The organism is bacterium (genome assembly GCA_037147175.1).
GTDB lineage: Bacteria > Cyanobacteriota > Vampirovibrionia > Gastranaerophilales > UBA9971 > UBA9971.
In genome coordinates this window covers 1-25,967 of record JBAWVS010000039.1, presented here as the reverse complement: position 1 = coordinate 25,967, position 25,967 = coordinate 1, and the positions used below count along the sequence as shown (strand labels likewise).

Here is a 25,967-nt window from a genome sequence, read left to right as displayed (position 1 = left end):
AAGACGTGAAAAAAGAAAATTTGTTCTAAACTTTTAACTTAACTGAACACTAGTTGGATCTATTTTAGTTATAGTATATGCATGATTTATTACAAGTTTATCAGTGTTTACACAATTATTTCCTGAAAATGAAGCCTCGCTACTAAAACTAGTAGTGCTTGCCGTAATAGCTTTGCTTGTAGAACTTAGTTGTTTAAGTTGATTTTCTAAGTGATTGAATTCCTGTTCTTGTAGCTGCTTATTTTCTGCAAGAGTAGGTGTATATTTAGGTTGTGGATCCCTTACTAATGATGTAGAAGATTTTTTTGATAATAAGCTAAAACCTCTTTTATCAGTATTGAAATCAATACTGCCATTATTTATTTTAAGTGATTTAAATAATTTTTTTGTAGCAATTTCAACAATTTTTGCATCAGGATCGCCTGATGACAAATTTCGATTTGATATATTACTAAAATCATCTTTAGTTACTTTTATTTTATGAGTTTCTTCTTGTTTGTCAGGATTGTTTAAAGTAACAGTAAAAGAACCGTCTTTTTCTTTTTTTATAATTCTGTCATCTTTTGCAGCCAATCTTGATAATAACCAGCAATCTGCTGTTGCACCTTGTGCAAAATTTCCGGTTTTACCGTCAGCTTTTTTAAATCTTTCTTTTTCATCTTTTTTCCAGTCGGACTCTTTCTCTGTACCAAATAACTTGTTATCTACTCCAAAACATGCTTCAAAATCACCAGATTGTTCAAAAGAAGGCATTTGAAAAATCCCGTTTTTACTATTTTTATTTTTAGCTTGAATTGTCTTTGCAAGGGGGGAATCTGATTTAAGATTGTGAAATGTCTCAGAAAATTGTGTATATTCATCCAAAACCTCTTTAGAACTTTTTCCTTGTGCACCCGTAACAAAAATATTGTCAGTTTCGGGTGTTATTGCTGTCTTCTGAAATGTATTGTTAAATATTTGCCGCATAAAATTGCCGTCAGAAAGTTTTGCAAATGGAATTTCAATTCTGTTATTTACCATACCCCAACTCCTCTTATTTTTCCCCAATTTCCTCTTATATTTATAAAAACAAAAACATGCAAAAAATTGCCTTTTTTTGCAAAAAATGACGAATTAATAATTATTTTGTTTGGATTAAAAGCATTTCCTGAATATTTAAGATTATTTTCTGCATTTCTTCTGATAAATCACATGAATTTTTTATATTTTCTGCGATTATCTGGGCAAATTCAGCTTTTTTAAATTCGCCAAACCCTTTTTGTTTCCATATGGCAGAAAGAGCGTCAGTTTTGCGGGTGTTAATGTTCAGGTCTTCTTTTGTTATATTCCCGACAAGCCCGTAGTGCGAATTTACCGCCCTGCAAATCAGGTTGTCAGTCAAAATATCTTCAAATTCTCCTGAAGAAATCAAATACAGCCTATCTTGAGGCCTGATAATTTTGTTGATTTCGTCTGCAATCTGCTGCGCATCCGCATCTAAAATTATAAAAATCGGAATATTAACTTCCTGATTAATTTCTGCATAAATTCTGGCAACCTGGTTTTTTCCGCCTGAAGCAACAAGCTCTATACCTCTTTTGTCAAAATCAACTCCCGCCACACAAGAAAATAAAGGCAATAAAGCCTCTTCTGTTGCCCCCTCAGCAAGAAGAAGCAGTTTTAGAGGTTTTTTAGAGCAGTTTGTATTTCTGTAAGTTTCTGCCAACTCATATATTTTTTCAAAATCATTAGCCAAATCATGCTTTTTAATTTGTTTATTCAGCCATACAAGCCTTTTTATGTTTTTGGAAAGGTTTTTATCCGCTTGAGCAAGCTGTAAAAACCCGTTAATATTTATAGGATAATTCATGCCTGATTCAATATAGATTTTTGAAAAAGCATCAAGATTTTCTGTAGTTGAAAATTTATTCCTAAAAGTTATTCCTGCTTGTTCAAAAACGTCTTTTAATACATTTTCTTCGCAAATAAACTCCGATTCCGCAAAATTCGCAGGCTTTGCAAATCCTGTAATGTTTTCCGAAAAAACTATACGCTTTAAAATTTCTTTTGCCGAAAATTCTTTTATTTCTTCATAAAAAAGATATGTATTTAAATCATAATTTTCTTCATAAAGAGGATTTAATGCTTTGACAGATTCGTTCCATATAAGCTGAACAAGAAAATTCACTGTGCCGAAAGAAAACTTATAATAGTTTTTAAGGCTTATTTTAGGAGAAATAAGGTGTTTAATTACGATTTCCCTATGCACTCTGTCAAATTTTTTGAAAGGCTTGTTAAATCGCTGCAATCGCTCTAAAGATATGCTCAATTCTTCATAAGACATCGGCTTAAATACTATTTTATCCGCTTCCAGCCCGATAAGAGTATTTTGAACTTCTATTAATGATTGAAAATGATTTACATAATCTTTAATTTTAAGTTTATCCTTTGCAAATTGGATATTTACATAAATTTACATTTTATATAAATTTATTTAAGTATATATTAAAACAAAAAAGCTTAACAGGGCTGTTTTTTAGAAAAATCAGATTAAAAAATTTAATATTTATTTAATAAAAAAATTAAAAAAAAGAGCAAATTATTAACTTTTCAGGTTTTTATAAATATGTAAGGAAAAGGAAATTCAGGAAATATGTTAAATTTTTTAAAAATAAACAATTTAAACAAAGTTCACTTTGGAAACGCTGTTGTTTCTGATTCAAACGCGTCTGTTCAGCCGCCTGTTGTTAATAATACAGAAAATCCGACAAGTTCAAACAACAGCTTGCCTGATAATGCTGCTTACAGGGTGTTGCCCGCAAGAAATACCGTTGTAAATACTGCAAATTATGCAAAGATGTTCTCGCAGTTGTCCGAATTTGTTGATGATGAAAGTAAAAAATACTTGCAAACCCTTCATGAAAGCAAAAAGCTGCTTTCTAATAATTCAAATGACGGCTCTTCGACTATAGAAAATCTTTACAAAATCATGACAGAGCCAAGAGCAGGAGGCTTTGACCCGAAAATCTTACTTAAAGAAACCATGAAAACTCTTGCTGATCCTTATATAATTACTCAGGATTTCGGTAAAATACCCGAAGCAGTAGTTCCTCAACTTATTAACGAAGAAAATACACGTGTTCAGCAAAAACTTGAAGAAGAAAAGAAACACCCTCAGCCGCAATTTGAAAAAAAAGAAATACTTAAAACAATTACACCGATTGAATCTATAAAAGAAGGGGCTATTGCGTTGGCTGAAAAAGCAGGTGTTTCTGTCTCTTCAAATGCAACTTTGACTGATATTTTAGATGCTAATGCTCAAAAACTTTTGGATATGCAGACTAAAGCCGCAAAAGAGCCGCAAAAAGCATTGCAATTAATACCGCAAATAGCAAAATATCAAGCAGAAAATGATTCTTTAATCCAGTTAGCCCAAGAAATAAACTTTAGCAAGGGGCATACATGCCCTGCTGCAAGCATGGAATTTGATTTAGCAGACAAAAAACCTGCTGAGTTTGCCCGTTATGTGGAAAGACTAACCAGCCCGGATAAATGTGTTAAAACAAAAATCAAATTTTCCAATATAGCGGATGATTTACCTGCTGCCGTTTCAAAATTGCAGGATTGGAAAATCGATTACAAAAAATTAAACGCGGATAATATTGAAGTCACTTTACACCCCGATGAAAATGCTTATCCGAGAGCAATTATTCAGGAATACGGCAGGGCAAAAGACTCACGCTCTGTTGTTGATGCTTTGCTTCAGTCAACTTTTATGCAGGAAGGCAGCGAGAAAACTTATAACTCTCTAACCGACCTCCGTTCCGAGGATACCGGCAATGGCAGAGGGCTTAATCAGGAAGAAGGCGCTTTTATGGAGTCAATAGTTGACTATGAAGGTGGAAAAGATTCTGTAACCTATGTGGATTTAGATGAAAACATGACAAAAATCAATAAATATAATTTTGATCCAAAAACAACCGAAGCTCAGCTTATAGAAACATTAAGCCGCGGTAAAAACATCATGGTGGGTTATCTTACTGATGTTGATGAAAAAGGAACTCTTTTATACAGAGATGACAAAGGAAATATTGTTCCAAAAGACGAAAAAGGAAATTTTATCAACAAAGATGAAAAAGGAAATATTATTCCTATTGATGAACAGAACCCGCCCAGCATGGGAGGGCATGAAATCCTTTTAACAGGTGTTGTTCAGGACAAAAACGGGGAAAGATATTTCAAATACAACGATACTGATGACGGAGATCATTACGCTCCTTCCTATATAAAAGTCAGCGAGCTTATAAGAACTCTTCATCATGCAAATATTCCAAAAGATGTAATCAAAAAATATATACCGCAGCAGCAAGACTCAAGGCTTTCGCTCATTGCGGATTACTGGCAGTTGAAAAAGCAAAATGCGTCTGCTCCTGAACAACAGAAACAGGCTTAATTAATTTGCTTTAAGTATTCGTTGATGGAAGCGGCTGCTTTTTTGCCTGCACCCATTGCATTAATAGCATTTGATGTGCCGGCAGGAGAAATATCACCGCCTGCCCAAACTCCTTTAATCGAAGTTTCGCTTGTTTCAGGATTTGTAACTATATAACCTCTGTGGTTTATCTCCATGTCAATGCCTTCTTCGACGACAGAACGCTGGATTATAGGATTAGGGCTTGTCCCTAAGGCAACAATTACTGTATCAACTTCCATATCAACAATATCTCCTTCGATAGGAATAGGTTTTCTTCTCCCTGACGCGTCAGGCTCGCCTAACTCCATAACTTGAAGCTTTAACCCGCTTACATAACCGTTTTCGCCTGAAATTTCGACAGGTGAGTGAAGCAGCATGAATTTCACGCCTTCTTCTTTAGCATGTTCAATTTCTGCGAGTCTTGCAGGAAGCTCCGACTCTGAACGTCTGTATACAATAGTAACTTCGTCAAATCCGATTCTTTTTGCAGTTCGAGCCGAATCCATCGCTGTATTTCCGCCGCCTATTACCGCAACTTTTTTGCCTATTCTTATTGGAGTATGGTAGTCTTCCTGATTAGCGTTCATCAGGTTGACTCTGGTAAGAAATTCATTTGCTGAATAAACACTGTTCAGGCTTTCACCTTTAATATTTAAAAGCATCGGCAGTCCTGCACCGCTGCATATAAAAATTGCTTTAAATCCTTCATCAAATAAATCGCTGATAGTCAGGGATTTGCCTATGACGACATTCGTTTTGAATTCAACACCAAGCTTTTTAAGGTATTCGATTTCTCTGTCAAGAACTTTTCTGGGAAGTCTGAATTCCGGAATTCCGTATCTAAGTACTCCGCCCGTTGAGTGAAGTGCTTCAAATATTGTTACGCTGTGCCCGTCTTTTGCCAGATCGGCAGCGGCACTCATTCCCGCGCATCCTGAACCGACAATGGCAATTTTTTTGTTTGTATGACTGATTTCAGGTATTTCTGCACGGGTTTTGTCTCCCGTATATCTTTCAAGAGCGCCAATCGCAACAGGTTCGCCTTTTATTCCAAGAACGCACGCGCCCTCGCATTGTTTTTCCTGAGGACAAACACGTCCGCAAACTGACGGCAGGGAGTTTGTCTGTCTTATAATTTTTCCCGCCGCTTCAATATGGTTTTTTTTGATTTCAGAAATAAATCCCGGAATATTTACGTTTACAGGACATCCCTGAACGCATTTCGGCTTTTTGCATTCAAGACATCTTTGCGCTTCTGCTTGAGCTTGTTCATCTCTAAAGTTATTTTCAACTTCTTCAAAATTCTTGTTTCTGTAATCAGGGTCTAAAGAATGAGGTATTTGTCTGGTTTTTTTATTATTTGTCATTGTTTTTCTGCTTTAAACTGTTGGCTGCATATTTCTTTCTGAACGGATTCTTTCGATGATTTCATCAACTTCTTTTTCGTCCAGTGTTTCTCTTTCCAGAAGAACTTTTACTATTTCTTCAATTATATCTTTGTTTTCGAGAAGTAATTTCTTTGCAAATTCATATCTTTCTTCGATTATAGTTTTTATTTCTCTGTCAATAATAGAAGCAACTTCTTCAGAGTAGTTTTTATCAGCACCAAAGTCCCTGCCCATGAAAACATGTTCGTTTTTCTTACCTATTGCAACAGGTCCGATTTTGTCGCTCATACCGTAAGATGTAACCATTCTTCTGATTAATTCGGTTGCTTTTTCAATATCATTTGAAGCGCCTGTTGAGATTTCTTCAGCACCAAATGTTATTTCTTCAGCAATTCTGCCGCCTAAGAGCATTGCTATTCTTGATAATATCTGGGATTTTCTCAAAGTCAGATGATCTTTTTCTGGTAAAGTCATTGTAACGCCAAGAGCCATGCCTCTAGGGATAATACTTACTTTATGAAGCGGATCGCAACCCTTGAGTAGTTTCGCCAGCAAAGCATGTCCCACTTCGTGATAGGCAGTATTCTCTTTCTCGTGATCATCTATGATACGGCTTTTCTTTTCAGGCCCTGCTATGACTTTATCTATGGAAGATTCCAGATCAGACATGTCTATTTCTGTTTTCTCGTATCTGGCGGCCAATAGTGCTGCTTCGTTTATTAAATTTGATAAATCAGCTCCTGTAAATCCGGGAGTTCTTTTAGCAAGGACTTTTAAGTCTACTTCAAGAGCAAGAGGCTTGCCTTTTGCGTGTACTTGAAGAATTTGTTCGCGTCCGAGGATGTCAGGTCTGTCAATTACGACCTGCCTGTCAAATCTGCCCGGTCTTAATAAAGCATTATCAAGGATATCAGGTCTGTTTGTAGCTGCAACTATGATAATTCCTGTTGTTCCGTCAAATCCGTCCATTTCAACAAGAAGCTGGTTTAATGTTTGTTCTCTTTCATCATGCCCGCCGCCTAATCCTGCGCCTCTTTGTCTGCCCACCGCATCGATTTCGTCTATGAATACAATACAGGGTGCATGTTTTTTGGCCTGTTCAAATAAATCTCTTACACGTGAAGCACCGACCCCGACAAACATTTCTACGAAGTCAGAACCGCTTATACTGAAGAAAGGCACACCGGCTTCGCCTGCAACAGCTTTTGCAAGAAGTGTTTTACCTGTTCCGGGAGCTCCTACAAGAAGAACGCCTCTGGGAATTTTCGCGCCAAGAGAAACGTATTTCTGGCTATTTTTAAGGAAATCAACGATTTCTTCAAGTTCCTGTTTTGATTCATCAATACCTGCAACATCGGAAAATGTAATTTTAACTTTGTTATCAAGCATCATTTTGGCTTTGCTTTTGCCAAAAGACATTGCCTGCGAACCGCCTGAAGAAGCGCTTCTGAACATCAAAAATAAAGCTATCAGCAAAAATAAAGGAAATATTAATGTACCGATAAGTCCTATCCATTGACCTGAATTGCTCGGGCGATTTACATTTATGTCAACATTGTTGTTTTCGAGCTTGCTTATAAGGTTAGGGTCATTCAGGGGAATTAAAACTTTATATTTAACGGCTTTTGGAGAATTATTTTTGTTTGATTCTGCTATTACAAAGTCATCAGAGATTGAAGCTTTTTGTATTTCCCCATGAATTACTTTGTTTATGAAAGTTGAATATGATATCTCCTTTATGACATCTGTTTTTGTAGTCATTAAAGAAGCTATAAACGCCATCATTATTACTAATAAAGTTATATATACGCCCGTTGATTGATATTTTTTCATTAATAGTCTCCTGAAAGAATTAATAAGTTCAAAATTTGATATAAAGATTTTGTTGAATTAAATCTGTTACAAATCGTTACAATATTATTATGACAAATTAAATTTATTTTTACAAATTATATTTAACCGCTTAGTAACTAATTATACAAGTAATAGAATAAATTAGTTTGATTCAATGTACTTTTTTAAAGCAAAAATATCATGCCATAAATCAGAAAAAATTCATACAAATAAATATAATGATGTTATTAACTAAGTAAAAAGTATATTAGCATTCTATAGATTGAGAAGCTTAACTTGCGGTGTTAGCATGTAAAATTATGTGCAGTCAGAAATTATAAAAATCATATTATAAGCCGATAAACATAGTCGCTTACTTTTGATAGAATCATCTTAGTTAAATTTTATAGATTTTTGTTAAGTTCTTTTGACTAATGTTGTATATCTAATGAGATCAACTATTATGGACAGTAAAAAATAAAAAATCCCGTATCAAGGTTTACTTAATGATTTGTAGATATTAATATTAAGACTGAATGATATTTAAAATATTATTTCAAATAAAAAATAAAAGTTATTTTACGAAGATCATGACGATTGAAAACAGATTTTGTTTTAGGAGGAAACTTTCTTGGATCAGAAGTTTTTAATAAACGGCGGTAAAAAGTTAAAAGGTGAAATTAATATAAGCGGTGCAAAAAATGCTGTTCTTAAGCTAATGGCAGCCGCACTTTTGTTGGATGATGCATGCGAAATTCACAACGTTCCCGAGCTTGCTGATGTGCAGATTATGGTTGAAGTCCTCAGAAGTTTAGGCGCAAAAGTTGACTATGACTTGACTGAAAAGAAAATTATAATAGATGCAACTACATTAACAAGTATAGAAGCAGGTTATGAGCTGGTAAGCAAAATGAGGGCCTCTTTTACGGTATTGGGCGCATTGTTAGGAAGATGCAAAGAAGCAAAAGTTGCTCTTCCGGGCGGATGTTCAATTGGAGAGCGCAGAATAGATTTTCATATTAAAGGTTTGGAAGCTCTGGGCGCTCAGGTAAAAATTGAAGGCGGATATGTCATCGCCAAAGCAAAAAAACTTGTAGGTGCGACTATATACCTCGACAGGCCAAGTGTTGGAGCTACAGAAAATATTATGATAGCTGCTATACTGGCAGAAGGCTCTACTATTATCAGCAATGCCGCACAGGAACCGGAAATTGTGGACTTGGCAAACTTTCTTAACGCATTAGGCGGAGATGTTACAGGAGCAGGTTCTTCTGAAATAGTTATTAACGGCGTTAAACAAAAAGATTTGCATCCGACAATCTATACTACAATTCCCGACAGAATTGAAGCCGGTACTTATATTGCAGCAGTTGTTGCAACAAGAGGAAAAGCAGTCATCAGAAATATTTTCCCTAGTCATTTGAGTGCTGTTATCAGTAAACTAACCGATATGGGTGCAGATATAAATATTCTTGACCCGTTCAGCATTGAAGTTTCCTGCGGAAAAGTTATAAATGCAGTTAATATCGTTACCCAACCGCATCCCGGATTTCCGACCGACCTTCAGTCGCCTTTCATGTCGGTGTTATCGGTTGCTCAGGGAATAAGTGTTATCACAGAAAGCATTTACGAAAACAGATTCAGACAAATCGGCGAATTGATAAGAATGGGCGCTAATGTACAGCAAGAAGGCAACAGAGCTATTGTAAAAGGAGTGAAATCCCTTACGGGAGCTCAAGTGAAAGCCAGTGATCTCAGGGCAGGAGCTTCACTTATGGTAGCTGCTTTGTGTGCAGAAGGTACTACAGAAATTACCGATCTTTATCATATTGACAGAGGCTATGAAAAAGTACTCGAAAAATTATCAGGACTCGGTGCTGATATTCAAAGATTAAATCTTGCTGAAAGTGATATTAATGCTAGACTTATTTCTGATGAGATCCATCAGATTTAGTTTTTAAAAAGATTTATTTCTTAATAAAAATTAAGTTATAATACATAATATTAAATTGAACTTAATTTTAAGGAAATTAATAGAATGGGCGAGTTCAAACGTTGGTATGATCATGATCCGTTGTTAATGGAAGTCATGGAATTATTAAGAAATTTTCAGGATGACTTGAGAGATCAGGCGGAAATTTTCTTGATAAAAATTGAAGAGCAAGTCGGTAAAGGTGCTATAGAATCTTTTTACGAGAAAGTTAAGCATGTAAACGGCAATCGCTGGTATGATCAAGACCCTGTACTGGCAAAGGCGGTGGAATTATTAAGAGTTGTCCCTCAAAATATTCAAAGACAAGTCGCTCAAAATTTTCTTGATTCCCTTAAAGCACAGGGAATAACAACGGATATTATTAAACAGAGCCTCGAGATTTAAAATATTATTTGTTTATTCTCTTAAGAGTTGCCCAAACCCCTCCGACAAGACCGATTATAGTAAATAATACAGTAAAAATAGGCAACTGTATTTTAAAAAGATTATCGATATACATTCCCATAAAAAAACTTGCCAACAAGAAAACTAATAATATAAACGGAACATCATACACTATAGGCACCTTATAATTTATTTAAATTGAGCATTATAATTATCTTATGAATTTATCAGGCTGGAATCAGGAATATAACCTAATTTTATCAGAAATTTTTATTAATTCTGACAAAGTTTTTCATATTGTATTTAATAAAGACGGTTCAGTAGTAAACTTTTCTGAAAATTTGCCTGAGAAACTGAGTTTTAATAAAGATGAATTCAGTAATTTAAACCTGCAAAGAATTTTTGACTTCAGAGTATCTGAAATTATTAAAAATTTGTCAGTTATCAGTGAAATTTCTGCGGAAATTAATGTAATACAAAAAAATAAAGACTTTTTGTTTACTAAAACAGTATTTTTAAAAAAAGATGAAAACCTGATTGCCTTTATATTTCCTGATTCTGAACGTCAAAATCTTAAAGAACTCAACAACAGGCTTGTAAAAACCCTTCATACAAATATGGAGATTATTGACAGGCAAAGTTTTTCGGAAGAAAATATTTTTACAGAGATTTTGGAAAAGATAAAAAACCTTATAAATTATGATAGAGCCGTTATATTTCTGCTTGAAGGCGATACCCTGCTGATGAAAATGCAGGCAGGCTTTAATGATTGTCAGGTTAATCATAAAAAAACTATTACGGACAAAGACAGGATTCTAAATCATATTCTTTTGACAGGCAAGAGTATAATCCACAACCACAATGAATTTAACAGTTCGATATTAGCAGAGTTGGGATATGAAAGTGATTTTGACTTTTCAACAATAATTTCGCCTTTAAAAATAAGGGAAACGGTTTATGGTTTTATTGTGCTTATTCAGAATCAATTCGATAAATACGAAGAAAGTGACGTTTCAATTCTGGAAGCAGTTAGTTCAACGGCATCTTACATAATAAAAGACGCTGAACTCAGTCAAGTATTCAAAATGCAGCTAAAAATACTTAAAGATAACATCACAGAAAGAACAAAGACCCTTGAACTTATAAAAGAGCAGAACAAAAAAATTCTTGAAGCTGATAAAATAAAAAATGAATTTCTGGCGAATATGTCGCATGAACTCAGAACGCCTTTAAATGCGATTATCGGATTTTCAGAAGCTTTGAATCTCAAGATATTCGGTGAATTGAATGAAAAACAATCTGAATATATCGGAGATATCCACTCAAGCGGGGTGCATTTGCTCGGAATGATTAATGATTTACTGGATTTGTCAAAAATTGAGTCAGGAAAGATGCAGCTGAGCAAAGAAATATTTAACGTTAAATCAGCAGTTGATGAAGCCTTGAATATAGTTTCCCCTCTTCTTGTCCAGAAAAAACAGAATATAAAATTTGAGTGCAAAGATAAATTTTTTGAAATCTCTGCTGATAGAAGAAAATTTCATCAGATATTGTATAATTTGATAAGCAACGCTGTAAAATTCACTCCTGAAAGTGGTATTATCGAAATTATTGCTGTAAAAGACGGCAATAATTTACGATTATCAGTTAAAGATAACGGAATCGGCATAGCCCCTGAGTTTCATGAAAAAATCTTCGGAAAATTTCAACAGGTAGACAGTTCTTATTCAACAAAACAGGGAAGTACAGGCTTGGGCTTGACTATAACAAAAGAACTTGTGAAACTTCACGGCGGAAAAATATTTTTGGAAAGCAAGTTAAGTAAGGGAGCGACTTTTACTTTTACTCTTCCGGTCGATATATAATTATTTAAAGAAAACCACAGGTGAAAAATGAAAACCGGAAAAACAATACTCATAGTTGAGGATAACCCGATAAACTTAAAATTGTTGAGAGATATTTTAAATTTTCAAAAATTTGACGTATTAGAAGCCATAAACGGAAAACTTGCCCTTGAAGCAGTTCAGGAGAATTATAACAAAATTGATTTAATCCTGATGGATTTGCAGCTCCCTGATATTAGCGGACTTGAAGTTATTAAAAGCATAAAGACTTCTCCAGAAAGTCAAAATATCCCGATTATAGTAGTATCAGCGCATGCAATGGAATCTGACATAAAAAAATGCAATGAAGCAGGTTGCATGGACTATATAACCAAACCTATAAATGTTCAGGAATTTATCAACAAAATTAAACTATTTTTTGGAATTATATAAACAAATAAGTATAACAACAAACGCATATTATATATGGTTGTTTTTGCTATAGTTGCTATTGCAACCATAGACATTTTTTGATTTAATTATCAAAGACTAAGCGAGAGAAAAATCTCGAAAGATTTCTTTAGAGTCTTTTCTTTTTGTCACTCTGAGCGACTAACAGGAGCGTGAGAATCTATCCATTAAACCCATAAATGCTTTGCCAAGTCAGCTCTTCTAACTTTCTCTCAACGACAGACAGATTAATTTATTTAGCAATTAGAGTTAACTAATATTTATTTAAACGGGGGTAGATTAATATGGATACTCAAAAATTTGTAACAGAAGATTGTATGAGTTATGTTATGGGAAAAACCGTACAAAGTATTAAAAACCTCATTTTTAGAGAATTTAAATCCAGAAATTTCAACATAACTCCAGAACAATGGGCAGTTATGTCCTATCTTCACAAAGAAGACGGGCTTTATCAAAAACAAATCGCTGATTTTTTATTCAAAGATAAGCCGACCGTTACAAGAATTCTTGATATTTTGGAGAAAAGAAATCTTATTATTAGAATATCTGATGAAAAAGATCGCAGAAAATTCAAAATTTATCTTACGCAGGACGGTAAAGATACAGTAGTCCAACTTCTGCCTGTAGCAAAAGAAGTCCAGCATAAAATTAAAGAAAAGATTACAGCAGAAGAAATTGAAATTTTAAAAACTATTCTTAATAAAATTTATTTGAACTCAACAGGTAATTTTTAGTAGAGCTATAATCGGTATAAAAAATGAGCATAAAGAAATTAATAAAAATCTTTATTTTTGTTGTGGCGGTTAATTTTTTAGCAACTGCTTGTTGTTTTGCTCAAGAAATCATGCTTGATAAACCTCAAAATACAACCCAAAATATTGGCAAACAGGAACAGCCAAATAATGCTGATGCTGAAAATATTAATCCTGAAGAGCAGGATCAGTCAGCTAATCCTGCAACAAATCCGTCAGCCAAACAAAATTCGACAACTATTGAACAAGAATTTCCAGCCTTAAACGAACTTCTTAAAAAAAATGAGCCGCCTAAAGAAGTACCGAAAGAAAAACGCGCTGAAAGACCTAAAAATGCAAATCCAAATAAGCCTGATATTTGTGGAAGTATTATTTTTGATTTAACTCAAAAAGAGCAGCCTATAAGTCTTAAAGATACGCTGGAAATTGCTATGGAAAAAAACTTTAATATTAAAATTTTTGCACAGAAAGCAGAAAGTGATAAATGGATTTATTACGGGACAATTGCAAATTTCCTGCCTGACATTGACGGTGCTCAAACTATACAAAAAAATACCGGTGAATTTATTGTTAACACAGTGATTCCCGATCAGGTAAAAGAAACAGCATACAGATTAAATTTTGATTACAGTTATTTTATAAGTATAAGAAAATATTTTGATTTACAAATTGCAAGAACTCAATATAAGGCTCAAAAAAAACAATTGGAATTTACAAAAGATCAAGTCTTGAAAAATTCAGCAACAAAATATTATGAACTTTTAGAAAGTAAAAGAGGAATTGAAATTCTAAAAACCAATATTAAACAAATTACCGAACAATTAAGAATTAACAAAGAAAAAAATGAAGCAGGTATAGGAACAAAGTTTGATGTTTTGAGAGCGCAGGCAGATTTAGCAAGAGCAAACCAGAGTTTAACACTTGCAGAGAATCAATACAGATTAAATCAGGCGCAGCTGGCAAATATTATCGGTATTTCGGTTTTTACCCGTCTGGTTCCCGATGATAATGACATAAAAATAAAAGAAATTTTTAAAGACTGTTTTGATCTTGATAGAGCAAAAGAACTGGCAATGACTAACAGGGCTGATCTTCAATCTGCTAAATTTGATATAGAAGCTGCCAGACAAAAAAGAAATTTGGGTTATGCAAATTATTTGCCTGATATAGCCTTATATGGACAAGTTTCGAGGCAGGGGACTTTTCAAAGCAGTATCGGCCCTAACAGATTTGTTGGAGTGGCTGTAGGTTGGAACTTAGCAATGAGAAGACCTTTGGAGGTTGACTATCCGGCAGGTATGGGACTGGGATTATTTGGCTATACAGATATAAAATCAAGGTCTGCTCAACTGGAAGAATCAAAATTAACTTATATTAATAAATCAAGAGACATAGATGAAAATATTGTAAAAACTTTTTTTAATACAGTTACGGCAAGAAGTCTTATAGATTCAACGTGGTCAGAAGTTCAGGCATCGGCGGAAAGCAGAAATATTGCAGTAGTAAGGCTAAGGGCAGGGATAGGGACATTTATTGATGTTCTTCAAGCTCAAACTACTTATACATCTGCCAAAATTAACCATTTGAATGCAGTTGTTTCGTATAATATTTCGCAAGTAGAATTATTGTTTGAAATGGGCGTAATTTCGGTAAATAATATATTGAATGGATTTAATAGCAGCAATTGTGAAACTTCAAAATAATTCGAATTGATTGTAATTGAATTTATGCGTCATTGCGAGCAGAGGCCTTAGACTCGACGCGGCAATCAATTTTATTTTTTATAGATTGCTTAGCTATGCTCGCAATGACGATTTTGGCGATTTATCAATTCGAGTAAAATAGGTAATTTATGACTAATAAAGAACGTTTAGATAATTATATTGTATCAAAAGGCTATTTTGAAACAAAAAATCAGGCTCAAGGGGCAATTCTTGCAGGCAAAGTAAGAATAAACGGAGAAGTTTTAACAAAAGCAGGGACACAAATCAAGACTGACAAACCTCAGATTATTGAAGTTGAATCAAGTCCTTACGTTAGCAGGGGCGGCTTTAAGCTGGAAAAAGCTTTAAAAGAATTTGATATAAAAATTAATGGCAAAATTTGTCTTGATGCCGGGGCTTCTACAGGTGGATTTACTGATTGCATGCTTCAAAGTATGGCTGCAAAGGTTTACGCGGTAGATGTGGGTTACGGGCAAATTGCATGGAAACTTAGAAACGATAATAGGGTTGTTGTTATTGAAAGAACGAATATTAGAAAAGTTTCTTCCGAAGAAGTTTATAAAGATTTATCTGTCGAATTTGCCGAATTTTGCGCAATGGATTTGTCTTTTATCTCTATAATAAAAGTTCTTGAGAATATTACAAAGTTAATGAATCCTGAAAAACAGGAAATAATAGCTCTTATAAAACCCCAGTTTGAAGCGGGAAAAAATCAGGTACCCAAAAACGGTGTGGTCAAAGATAAAAATATTCATGTTAATGTAATTAAAAATATAATTGATTTTGCTTGCACAATTAATCTTTCCCCTGTACATTTAACGTACTCTCCGATACAAGGTCCTGCGGGAAATATAGAATATCTGGTTTGCCTGAAAAACCATAATCAGGACAATGATTTTGACAAACAGGAATTCGAAAATACAATTACAGAAATAGTAGAGAAAGCGCATGAACACTTTAACCCGAATAAAATCAGCAAATAATAAGACGCTTAACCTTTCAAAAATTGGTATTATTTTTAATACCGATCACAAAACAGCGCAGCCTGTAGCAGAAAACCTTGAAAAAATACTTATTTCTAAGGGTTTTTCATGTATTAAAATGCTGGCAATCTCCGGAAAACAAAAAAAACATGAATTTGAATTACCTGATATAACTATGGCATTTATTATAGGCGGAGACGGCACTTTTCTGGGGGCTGCAAGATTTTTTGCGCCGTATAATATACCTTTGTTCGGAATAAACACAGGAAGACTCGGTTTTCTTTCCCAACTCATCCCGTCAGGCATGCAAGCAGGCATAGATAAAATTTTGTCGGGCAAATTTTCCATAGAAGAAAGACTCATGATTAAGTCAGTTGTCTCTACGAACGAAATAAAAACGCAAATAGCACTAAATGACGTTGTTATAAAAGGCGGAGATGTCTCTAGAACAATGCAGTTGTTTCTTTATATAAACGATAAGCACGTATGTGATTATATAGCGGACGGCTTAATTATTTCTACACCTACAGGCTCAACGGCTTATACACTTTCAGCGGGAGGACCGGTTGTAGTTCCAGAGTTAGAAGCTTTTGTGATTGTGCCGATATGTCCTCATACTCTAACAACAAGACCTATAGTAATCCCTGCTTCCGAAAATATTACAGTGAAAATAAACAGCGATATTGAATCTGTTTATGTTACTTCCGACGGGCAGGAAAACATAAAAATATCAGGAAATGACACAATCAGTATAGGAAAATATGAAAACAAGGCTTTTTTAATCCATATTGAAGATGAAGAAGAAAGCGGTTTTTACAGCATATTGCGAAAAAAACTCCACTGGGGCGTTTCCCCGAGTTCTTAGAAATCATTTATTATTGCACTAAATTGCTAATCTGTCATTGCGAGGAGGCTCGAAGAGCCGACGTGGCAACCTATTTAGATTGTATTGCCAATTAATTTTCTTATTGTCATGTTGAGCAAAGCGAAACATCTGTCCTTTTTGGGTTTTAAGCTTAAATACTTTTTTGGACAGATTCTTCGGGCTTTAGCCCTCAGAATGACAATACCAATATTCATTTAGATTTCCACTATTTAACTCGAATTGCTAAATAAATTAATCAAACTGTCATTGCGAGGAAGCTCGAAGAGCTGACGTGGCAATCTATTTAGATTGTATTGCCAATTAATTTTCTTATTGTCATGTTGAGCAAAGCGAAACATCTGTCCTTTTTGGGTTTTAAGCTTAAATACTTTTTTGGACAGATTCTTCGGGCTTTAGCCCTCAGAATGACAATACCAATATTCATTTAGATTTCCACTATTTAACTCGAATTGCTAAATAAATTAATCAAACTGTCATTGCGAGGAAGCTCGAAGAGCTGACGTGGCAATCTATTTAGATTGTATTGAAGTTGCAAAGATTCTTACGCTCCTGTGAGTCGCTCAGGCGAATTGTTATTAGGAGATATTTTCAAGATTAAAACCTGATTGCTTGCAGAAATAACCGAGTTCCGAGATTTCTTTTTCGGCTAAAGACATTAAGTAATGATCATCAATTTGTTCTGCAAAGGAAAGGGCTTTAGTATACAGTCTGTTAGCTATATTTGCACTATTTTGTCTTTGTTCAAAATTAACAGCAGCGTTTTGCCTGTAAACTTGTCCAAAAGTTATATATAAGTCCACAAGACATATTAATAAGTTATTTTTTTCTGCAAGATTTATTGCTGTTTCTATATTAATTTGCGCGCCTTCAAAATCTCTTTTTGAAGTTCTTACTTTAGCTATAACTTTATGCAGAAGAATTTCTGCAAGATAATTGGTAATATTAGGTTTTTGTGCGACTTCAACAGCTCGTTCGGCTATTTCAACAGCTCGTTCCTGACTTCCTATTTTTGCTTCATGATTTGAGGCGAGATACCAGGAAAATAATGCCCCTGTTGCCATTTTTTTCTCAGAGCAGTAATTTACAATTTCATCGTAATAATTTATAGCTTCTTTAAATTGTCCGTATTCTTCGTGATATCTTCCCAGAATTAATTTTAGAAGTGTTAAAATATTATATTCATTGTATACGTTTGCCATTATAATCGCCGAATTGCAAAGCTCTTTGAGTTGTTTAAAATTACCGCCTGTTATATTAGAAATAATAACTATAAAATACCAGTATAATTTGAATTTATCCGGAGCTTCTATTGCGTCAAGTTTTTCTTTAATGACTGTAAATGTTTCATTACAAGCATTTTTATTGCCTTGTATTGTCATGAATAATGCCTGCAAAAATAATGCCTGCAGCTCATATTCTGTAAAATTTTCTTTTTGAGCTTTTGATATAAGGCTTCCCGTTAATTCCAGAGCCTGTTTATTGCCTTGATAAACATAAGCTTTTGCCAGAGTAAGTTCTGCTTCAAATTCAATATTTTTCAGCTCAGAAATACTTATGCCTCTGATAGTTTTATTATTTGCTATGTATTTGTTCAATTTAGGGAGTACTTCATTAGTTGCATTAATAATTGTTTCTTCAAATCTGCCCAGATTAAAAGTTGATTCGAGTTTGTAGTAATTCAATAATATAGTTTCCAGCGGGTATTTGTTGCTGTCGATAAGAGATAATGCTTTATCGCAGCATTCAATTACTCCGGAAAAATTACCTGAAATCTCGCAACTTCTTGCAATGTAGCCTGTCAATTCAATAATTTTAACTGAATTATTCTTCTTTTCCTGGTTTATTATTGCATTTGAAAGATAATTTACAGCTATATTAGGGTTAAATTCACAGTTTATTTTGCCGATTTGTTCTTCTATATTCAGTTTGTATTCGTTTTTTTCTTCATCAGAAAGACCTGTTTCAGGCAGTAATTCAATAATTTTATTCTGGTAATCCGTAAATGTTGAGGGATCTCCAAAATTAAAAGATTCTTGTGACGCAAGATTGTAATAAATATAAGTTTCTTTTTTTAGTTGGGCTTCTTCTGCATGGCGTGCCAAAATTGCGCTGCTTGTGTTCGTTGTATATTTTTCATACAGTCCCAGAAGTCTTGTTCCGCAATCAATAATATGTTCTTCTGCAAAACTTTGTTCGTATACTACTTTCCATATCCAGTTATGTTTAAATCTCACATTGAACTGGTCAACTGCTGCGAAAATTCCGTTATTTATCAACATTTGCAACAGCTGATTAAACTGCTGTTCTTCTACTTGAGAAATCATTTGTACAAAAGAAGGAATAAATTTAATCCCGAATAAACTTGCTGACATAATTATTCTTATTGCTTCAGGTGAAGCATTGCTAATAAGCCTTATTCTTGCGGATATAAGTTCATCCAAATCAGGAGGCATTTCAATATTTTCGGCTTGCGGATTGAAAGAAAAAGTTGTTTCGGTTGATACTATTGCGCCTGTCTGGAATAAATACCATAATGCCTGCTCCATATATAACGGAGCATCTTTTGAATATTGAAATATTTTGTTTTTAATTTTAGCTGGGATTACGTCTTGATTGTTAAGCATTCCCAGTAAAGATAAGTTTAAATCATCCGGAGTCATAGATTTTAAAGAAATTGACAATATTTTCTTTTTTAGATTTTCCAGCGGGAATTGTTCGTTTAAGTCTGCGCTCTGATTGTGGTTAATCAGGATAAAATTCTTTTTATTCAGAAATCCCCTTTTTAAAAGGTTCTTCAGACACGCCAATGAAGCGCTGTCAATGTATTCAAAGTCTTCAATGATAATTGTAATATTTGCCTGTATGTTTATAGCATCAATAACATACTTTATTGCGTTGAATATTTCGTCCCTGTTAATATCTATATTTGTTGAACATTCATTGAAATCATTAAACAAAAATCTGTTAAAAATGTTATTTATGCGCGGGTCAGTTATCCCTATATTTGTTTTCAGCAATGTATTTAGTGCATCTCTTGATTCATCAATATTTGATACAAATAAAGGCAAGCCCAAAAGCTTTTTAAAGAGGTCTTGAAAAAACGAATAAGGTAAAAGTTGGTTTAGAGGCTGGCAGAATCCGATTAACCAGATAAAGTTTTCTTGTTGTAAAGATTGAATAATACTTGATACAAGCGTTGACTTACCTGCACCGTCAGGAGCTGACAAATCCAATATAAAACCCTGCTCAGCAGATTTTAATGCCTTTATTATTGTTTCATTAGCGTCGGTTCTTGATAATTCCTGCACATTTGTTTTTGGAGGAATATTCTGAGTATCTATAGCTTTTTCATGTTGTTGTGTTTGTTCGTGTTCTGTTGCTTCCGCTTTTTCTTCAGAAAAGTGTTTCTCAGGCTCCCGGTCTGATGTTTCGGTTGTAATTATTTCAATTTGTTGAAGGTTTGTTTCAACTTGAAGTGTATTTTGATCCAGAGTTACTTGTTCTGCGGAAAGTTCCTGCTGAAGATTTATTGTTTGAGGAATTGGCTCGCTTGGAGGATTTTTTTGAACAGGAGTTGTTTGTTCGGAGGGAAGTTCTTGTTGGAAATTTATTTTTGGTTTTAGAAGCTGGTAATTGCATTTTCTGCAATTATGAGCATTCGGAAAATTAGGAGATTTGCACTGCGGACAAAATCTTATAAGCTTTAAATTACAGTTAGAGCAAGCACTTTGCCCGAGTCTATTTAAAGATTTACATCTTGGGCAAACAGATTTTAGTTTTAATTTGCAATGTGAGCAAACTGTAGAGGTTTCAATATTTTCTCCTTTACAGCGAGGACATATCATCTGCTAATTCCCTTCGTTTTTCCAACTCTTTTCTTTATACCGATTCAAGATTTGTGCCAAAAACAAATTTGAGTTGAGTATAATTATAAATTGTATTATAAAACATTGACAAGAGCGATAACAAAATTAAAAAAAAGGTTTGTCAAAACGACAAACCTTTTAGTCCTTAACACATCACATTTTTTTAGTTATTACACGTCAAACCCAGAACTGATTGCTTCCACAGGTCACTCAATTCATTTTTCAGGGTATCTTTTTTTACAATAAATCTGTCCACATCAGAAATAAGTTTTCTAATTTCATCAGAAATTATTTCTTGCTCAAAAGTTTTTTTAGTCATTAATTATGTACTCCTTTTAAAATTTCCTTCCTTATATATATTCTTTCGACTCATTTATCAAAAATATTTAATGTTTTCTTGAATTCTTAATGAAATCGAAACACTTTGTTACAAAGACAAAGAAAAAATGATGAGTTTTATAACTTTACAATTAAGCAGCATGAAGACAAGTAAAAAAATTTTTGTTCGTATCTTTTATAATCAGTTGTGCAGTTTATTAAGTTGAATATTTGAACAAAACTGAATAAATTAGTTTAAATTTAAGGAATTATATAATGAAAATCCTGATTGTTTATTACAGCATGTACGGAAATACTTTTGAATTGGCAAAACATATAGCAGAAGGTGCTAAATCAGTTGAAAGTGCAGTAGTTGTAATAAAACAAGTGCCTGATTTATTACCGGAAGAAGCAACAAAAAATAACCCCAAAATTCTGGAAGCAAAAGAAAAACAAAGCCACATTCCTTTTGTAGAACTGAATGAACTTGCAGATTATGATGCAATAATATGGGGAACTCCGACCAGATACGGTAATGTTTGCGCTCAAGTAAGAAATTTTATAGATCAAACAGGTTCATTATGGTCGCAGGGTAAACTTGAAAACAAAGTTTCAGGAGTATTTACTTCAACAGCGAGCCTTCATGGAGGGCAGGAAACAACTATTGTATCTGCAATGCTGCCTTTATTCCATCTTGGGATGATAGTTATCGGTGTGCCTTATTCGGTATCCGAACTTGTAACAACAACCTCAGGAGGAACACCCTACGGTCCGAGCCATGTGGCTGGTATTAAATCTGACAGGCCTATTTCTCAAGATGAATCCGCTATTGCAAAAGCTTTCGGCAAAAGAATAGCTGAAGTTACAAAGAAAATATCCAGTGTTTAAAATACTTAATTTAAGAAGAAAAAACTGAAAAGATAACCTCGAAAAGATTATAGAGTCCTATAAATAACTTCCGGCATGTTTTGTACAAATTTATGTTAAAAATATGGTAACTAAATTGATGAAAACATTGATAAAACTGCAATTAATGTTTAATATATTAGAGTGTCTATATTAAGAATTATTTTGTATATTACGAAATAGGTTAAGAGTTTTCATGAACCTGATAAACAAGCTTAATTTGACAACAAAAACATAATAGATGCTAAAAGTTAGGCTAACGGGATTATTCAGATTAATAAAGCAATTTCTCAGATGGATGAAGTTGTGCAATTTAATGCAGCAAATGCAGTAGAAAGCGCATCCCTCTCCGAACAACTTTCGGAACAGTCAAAAAGTATGGAAGAAGTTGTTAATACGCTTGAAATATTTGTTAATGGCATAGAAGCTTATAAGTAAACTTCAGTTTAATTGCTTTTAAAATGAAAATGTAAATTATCACCCACTCTGAGACAAATTATCAGCTAGTCTGAGATGAAAATTTATATTTATTTTTGTGATTGCTGAAAACGATCTCTAGCATTTGCTATTTCATTTCTAAATTTTACTTTTTGAGCTTCTGGAATATTTTGTTCAGCTAAACCTAATATACGTTCAAATTCATCTTTTTCCATTGCTCTTATTTTATTTGAAGAGGCAATACGGAATGGATTATCGGGATTTATTTTATTTCCCAGCTCAATATAATAAGTTAATCCATTATCTTTTATACAAATATAATGTTGAGCATCAGAAAAATGCTCATTTATGGAAACTTTAAAAGGAGTAGCTCTCTCTGGTATTAAAACAAGTAGACAATTATGCTTTCTTGATAATGATAATGCTTTATTATATGCTTCTTGTGAAACTGATTTTCCATCAGGTAGAACTTTGCAAAACACACCTTTAATTTTAGTATAAGGATTGCGAGTTACAACAACTTCATTATATCTGCCAACCTGTGTTTTTGAAAGAAGCTCACTTAGATGCATTATTGTACTTGTCACTTTCCCTCCAAGAACCTTAATCAGCGCATCAACTTTTGTTCCTCCAGCTTCTGGTAACATATTTTGAATATTTTGTGGAATTGTACCTAAAATAAAACCAAATTCACCATAAGTTTCTGGATGTTCATCATTTATTACTGAACAGGATACTTTTGGTTTTTTAAAAAATTCTGAACCGGGCTCCAGATTATAAGGACTTACAGCATGAACAAGGTAACAATAATTTTTTGCACTTCCTGAAATGGGCTCTGTAAGATTCTCTAATCCAATAGGGGTATTTCTCTGAACTGCAACTTGGGCTCGTCCTAAACTCTCTGCACAATCAGCTGCTGTCCTACTTACAACAGGGATTCCTTCAACCTGTTTAGAAACTTTTTTCAAAGTTGGTCTTGACAACTCACCTATTTGTAATCTTAATTCTCTAAAAATATTTGTTTTCATAAAAATTAAATTTCACTTTTCCATATTTTAAAATCGATATATAAGTATAAAAACAAAAAAAACTTAAAATTGCCTATGTAAAGTAACAGTTAATTTGATACGAAGTAACACCAAGTTTGAGACAAAAAGCATATTTTTAGATTTTTGTCTTGAATTCATCCATTTCAGAATTTCATCTCAACATCCCTGATAACTTCCGACTGCTTCCGAGTTCTTCCGGCTTTTTTGCATATTTCCAACGGAAAACTGGGAAAAATTTGCTTTAATTTTCGCAGTTATCTCGGACTTCGAAACAAGCATGAAATCAAGATTATATATGGCTTTGGGTGGCATTTCCGACTTCGCAAATTATAAATTATCACTGTAACCGAATAAACATATACTTTTAAAATGAAAAAACCCCGCCACTAGCGGAGTTATAATTTAAGAGGATCAAGTCCTCTTAATGAGGATGAAATACGGAGAAGGCGGGATTCGAACCCGCGGAGGCTTGCACCTCACAGACTTTCCAGGTCTGCACCTTAAACCACTCGGACACCTCTCCAATAAAGTTAATTATCTTACAGTATTAAGATTATAGTCAAGGTAAAGTTTTTATTTCATATTTTAAAAAGAGTTATATAATAAATAGAAATATTATTAAGATATAGAATGGAAAATTTTGCATTGCTTAAAACATTAATAAAAATAGTGGTAATACTTTCAATCTCGCTGTTATTATGCGAGCTAAAACTTTCAGTAAACGCTCAAGCAAATTCAGGCAAAAATTTTATACTGCCGAAAACTTTTAAAATTAATGATAAATTTCTTCCGCCGCTTGATACAAAGACAGAACATCCACAATCCAAATCAGTTTCAACAGGAACTGTTCAGATAAAAGTAGTTAAACCGAATTCTGCCGTTACATCTACACAGCCCCAAAAAACCGCACCTGTAACTTATAGGCAGCCTGCTTCTGTTGTTACAACAGCATCTGATCTTAATAATCTTAAATTAATTAATGCAACGACTACTCAAAAAATTATTAAACCGGCTTCTCCAAATAATAACAATATTAAGTCAGTTGTTGTTCAAACAAATCCCCTGAAAACAAACACTGCAAATAAAGTAAATAATTCTGTATCACTCACAAATTTAATTAAAAATTATCGTTATACATACGCAGATACATTAAAATCAACAATAACAGCGTTTTCTTCCGTGGGGATAACTTTGAGTTCTTATAATACCGAAAGAGGTCAAATAATTGCAAAACTCCCTTCAGGGCAGGAAATCTTCATTCTGGTCGCACCTTTTAATGACAATTCCACCTATGTGCGTGTTACACCGACTGATGGGAATTATAATATTCCGATGACAATAATTAACGAACTTTTTTTAAATATTAATAATAATCTGTCAAAAAATTAATGTATAACTTTTAGCTAATTACACTTATTTTTTCAGAATTTCTGTTTCGCAAGGACAATAGTTATAAAATTCTTTAAACCACGTAATAAATTTTTTCAATCCCCGTTTGATTGAAGTGGATGGTTGATAGCCAAGAAGCTCTTTTGCTTTAGAAATATCAGCGTAGGCTACAGGCACGTCATAGGGTTGCAAAATTCTTTTTTCGATTATCGCTTTTTTCCCTAAATTTACTTCAAGCAGGTCTATTAAAGAGTTTAGATTTATCTGCTTTGATTCTCCGAGATTAATAATTTCAAAAATTGATTTATCATAGTCAATGGAAGCTAAAATTCCCTGACTGATATCATCAATATAGGTATAGTCTCTTATTGTTTTGCCATGTCCAAAAACTTGTAAGGGTTTGCCTTCTGCAATTTGTCTGGAGAATTTATGTATAGCGGAAGCAGGTCTTTGACGAGGACCGTAAACACTGAAAAGTCTAAGGCAAATTGTATTAATTCCATATAAATGGCTGTATGTATGGCAAATTTGCTCACCTGCTGTTTTTGTAGCCGCATAAGGTGATAGAGGCATTCCTATTTTCATATCTTCCTTTAGGGCAATATTTTTTTTGTCACCATAAACAGCACTTGAGGATGCAAATATAAATTTTTTTATTTCAAATTCTGCTGCAAGTTTAAGCAGATTCAGCGTTCCATTTACGTTGGTTTTAAAGTAATCTTCAGGTTTTTCAACTGATAAGCCGGCGCCTGTCTTTGCGGCAAGGTGTATTATATGAGTTATTTCATGCATCTGAAAAATTTTTCTTAACTTTGCATAATCAGTAATATCTTCTACATAAAGCTTATAATTATGCATTCTTCTATGGAGGCAAATGTTATTTTGCTTAAATTTTTCTGAATAGAAAGTGTCAAAATTATCGACACATATAATATTTATGTCTTCACCGTAAAATATCAACCTGTCAATCAAATTGCTTCCGATAAATCCGGCACCTCCGGTTATTAAAAAATTCTTTTTCATTTGCGTGAAAATCCTCAATTCATAGTTTTATATTGTGAGTGTAAATTAAAGGATTTCCATTATGCAGTTGACTATTTAAAGGCATAAACTATGCACTGCAAAAAAAGAGGGAACCCCCTGCATGAAAGCAACCACAAAAGTTTATGGTTCAGACGGAAAGCTAAAAACTCTTTCTGATCACTTGAGTCTTTCAGATTCCAACCCTAAATCAGATTTAATACCCAGATTATTAGGTTCTATCGGGAATTAAAGTACGCAGAGTTTTCGTTTTTTTAGTTTTTCTTCTGA

At 33.8% G+C, this 25,967-nt stretch carries 21 protein-coding genes and 1 tRNA gene; 13 read left to right on the top strand and 9 right to left on the bottom strand.

Annotation, left to right across the window (positions count from 1 at the left end):
- Positions 1-33 precede the first annotated feature (33 nt).
- Together WCG23_09575 and WCG23_09570 are read right to left on the bottom strand one after the other, a co-directional pair.
- The gene (locus WCG23_09575) at positions 34-1,020 is read right to left on the bottom strand and encodes a hypothetical protein (GenBank protein MEI8390119.1); all 987 of its coding nucleotides are present in this window, start codon (positions 1,018-1,020) and stop codon (positions 34-36) included.
- Between the two features lie 100 nt (positions 1,021-1,120).
- Entirely contained in the window at positions 1,121-2,323 is a 1,203-nt protein-coding gene (locus WCG23_09570; GenBank protein ID MEI8390118.1) for a TOPRIM nucleotidyl transferase/hydrolase domain-containing protein, read from the bottom strand.
- A gap of 309 nt (positions 2,324-2,632) precedes the next feature.
- Here WCG23_09570 and WCG23_09565 point away from each other — a divergent pair, with 309 nt between their 5' ends.
- Positions 2,633-4,432, top strand: a complete 1,800-nt coding sequence (locus tag WCG23_09565) for a hypothetical protein (protein MEI8390117.1) — start codon at positions 2,633-2,635, stop codon at positions 4,430-4,432.
- Here WCG23_09565 and gltA read toward each other — a convergent pair.
- Both gltA and ftsH read right to left on the bottom strand, forming a co-directional pair.
- Entirely contained in the window at positions 4,429-5,820 is a 1,392-nt protein-coding gene (gltA, locus tag WCG23_09560; GenBank protein MEI8390116.1) for an NADPH-dependent glutamate synthase, read from the bottom strand. The genes WCG23_09565 and gltA overlap by 4 nt on opposite strands.
- A 12-nt stretch (positions 5,821-5,832) precedes the next feature.
- Positions 5,833-7,674, bottom strand: a complete 1,842-nt coding sequence (ftsH, locus tag WCG23_09555; GenBank protein ID MEI8390115.1) for an ATP-dependent zinc metalloprotease FtsH — start codon at positions 7,672-7,674, stop codon at positions 5,833-5,835.
- A 631-nt stretch (positions 7,675-8,305) separates the two neighbouring features.
- On the opposite strand from ftsH, the gene murA reads away from it, so the two are divergent.
- The 8 genes from murA (at position 8,306) to WCG23_09515 (ending at position 16,669) form a co-directional block, all read left to right on the top strand.
- Positions 8,306-9,628 (top strand): UDP-N-acetylglucosamine 1-carboxyvinyltransferase, encoded by a 1,323-nt coding sequence (gene murA, locus WCG23_09550; protein MEI8390114.1) that lies wholly within the window; start codon positions 8,306-8,308, stop codon positions 9,626-9,628.
- Between the two features lie 84 nt (positions 9,629-9,712).
- On the top strand, positions 9,713-10,051 hold the full coding sequence (locus WCG23_09545) for a hypothetical protein (protein ID MEI8390113.1): 339 nt from the start codon (positions 9,713-9,715) through the stop codon (positions 10,049-10,051).
- A 218-nt stretch (positions 10,052-10,269) separates the two neighbouring features.
- Positions 10,270-11,916, top strand: coding sequence for a GAF domain-containing sensor histidine kinase (locus WCG23_09540; protein MEI8390112.1), 1,647 nt, complete (start codon positions 10,270-10,272; stop codon positions 11,914-11,916).
- Positions 11,917-11,943: 27 nt separating this feature from the next.
- The gene (locus WCG23_09535; protein MEI8390111.1) at positions 11,944-12,327 is read left to right on the top strand and encodes a response regulator; all 384 of its coding nucleotides are present in this window, start codon (positions 11,944-11,946) and stop codon (positions 12,325-12,327) included.
- A 302-nt stretch (positions 12,328-12,629) separates the two neighbouring features.
- Positions 12,630-13,079 (top strand): MarR family transcriptional regulator, encoded by a 450-nt coding sequence (locus WCG23_09530; protein MEI8390110.1) that lies wholly within the window; start codon positions 12,630-12,632, stop codon positions 13,077-13,079.
- Positions 13,080-13,102: 23 nt separating this feature from the next.
- Positions 13,103-14,800 (top strand): TolC family protein, encoded by a 1,698-nt coding sequence (locus WCG23_09525; GenBank protein MEI8390109.1) that lies wholly within the window; start codon positions 13,103-13,105, stop codon positions 14,798-14,800.
- Between the two features lie 149 nt (positions 14,801-14,949).
- The gene (locus WCG23_09520) at positions 14,950-15,804 is read left to right on the top strand and encodes a TlyA family RNA methyltransferase (protein MEI8390108.1); all 855 of its coding nucleotides are present in this window, start codon (positions 14,950-14,952) and stop codon (positions 15,802-15,804) included.
- On the top strand, positions 15,770-16,669 hold the full coding sequence (locus WCG23_09515; GenBank protein ID MEI8390107.1) for an NAD(+)/NADH kinase: 900 nt from the start codon (positions 15,770-15,772) through the stop codon (positions 16,667-16,669). The genes WCG23_09520 and WCG23_09515 overlap by 35 nt, the downstream gene beginning before the upstream one ends.
- Before the next feature lie 596 nt (positions 16,670-17,265).
- On the opposite strand, the gene WCG23_09510 is transcribed toward WCG23_09515, so the two are convergent.
- The gene (locus WCG23_09510; protein ID MEI8390106.1) at positions 17,266-20,535 is read right to left on the bottom strand and encodes a hypothetical protein; all 3,270 of its coding nucleotides are present in this window, start codon (positions 20,533-20,535) and stop codon (positions 17,266-17,268) included.
- A gap of 184 nt (positions 20,536-20,719) precedes the next feature.
- On the bottom strand, positions 20,720-20,875 hold the full coding sequence (locus WCG23_09505) for a hypothetical protein (GenBank protein ID MEI8390105.1): 156 nt from the start codon (positions 20,873-20,875) through the stop codon (positions 20,720-20,722).
- A gap of 275 nt (positions 20,876-21,150) precedes the next feature.
- Here WCG23_09505 and wrbA point away from each other — a divergent pair, with 275 nt between their 5' ends.
- Positions 21,151-21,762 (top strand): NAD(P)H:quinone oxidoreductase, encoded by a 612-nt coding sequence (wrbA, locus tag WCG23_09500; protein MEI8390104.1) that lies wholly within the window; start codon positions 21,151-21,153, stop codon positions 21,760-21,762.
- 312 nt (positions 21,763-22,074) lie between these two features.
- Positions 22,075-22,218, top strand: coding sequence for a hypothetical protein (locus WCG23_09495; GenBank protein ID MEI8390103.1), 144 nt, complete (start codon positions 22,075-22,077; stop codon positions 22,216-22,218).
- A gap of 89 nt (positions 22,219-22,307) precedes the next feature.
- Here WCG23_09495 and WCG23_09490 read toward each other — a convergent pair whose 3' ends face one another.
- Positions 22,308-23,246, bottom strand: a complete 939-nt coding sequence (locus WCG23_09490) for a hypothetical protein (protein ID MEI8390102.1) — start codon at positions 23,244-23,246, stop codon at positions 22,308-22,310.
- Positions 23,247-23,705: 459 nt separating this feature from the next.
- Positions 23,706-23,790: transfer RNA gene (locus WCG23_09485), tRNA-Ser, on the bottom strand.
- 107 nt (positions 23,791-23,897) lie between these two features.
- Between WCG23_09485 and WCG23_09480 the strand changes: the two genes are divergently transcribed.
- Positions 23,898-24,656 carry a hypothetical protein gene (locus tag WCG23_09480; protein ID MEI8390101.1) on the top strand — a complete coding sequence of 253 codons (759 nt, stop codon included), beginning with the start codon at positions 23,898-23,900 and terminating at the stop codon, positions 24,654-24,656.
- Between the two features lie 24 nt (positions 24,657-24,680).
- On the opposite strand, the gene WCG23_09475 is transcribed toward WCG23_09480, so the two are convergent.
- Positions 24,681-25,679, bottom strand: a complete 999-nt coding sequence (locus WCG23_09475) for a GDP-mannose 4,6-dehydratase (protein ID MEI8390100.1) — start codon at positions 25,677-25,679, stop codon at positions 24,681-24,683.
- Positions 25,680-25,800: 121 nt separating this feature from the next.
- Between WCG23_09475 and WCG23_09470 the strand changes: the two genes are divergently transcribed.
- Entirely contained in the window at positions 25,801-25,929 is a 129-nt protein-coding gene (locus tag WCG23_09470) for a hypothetical protein (GenBank protein ID MEI8390099.1), read from the top strand.
- Positions 25,930-25,967: the final 38 nt, after the last annotated feature.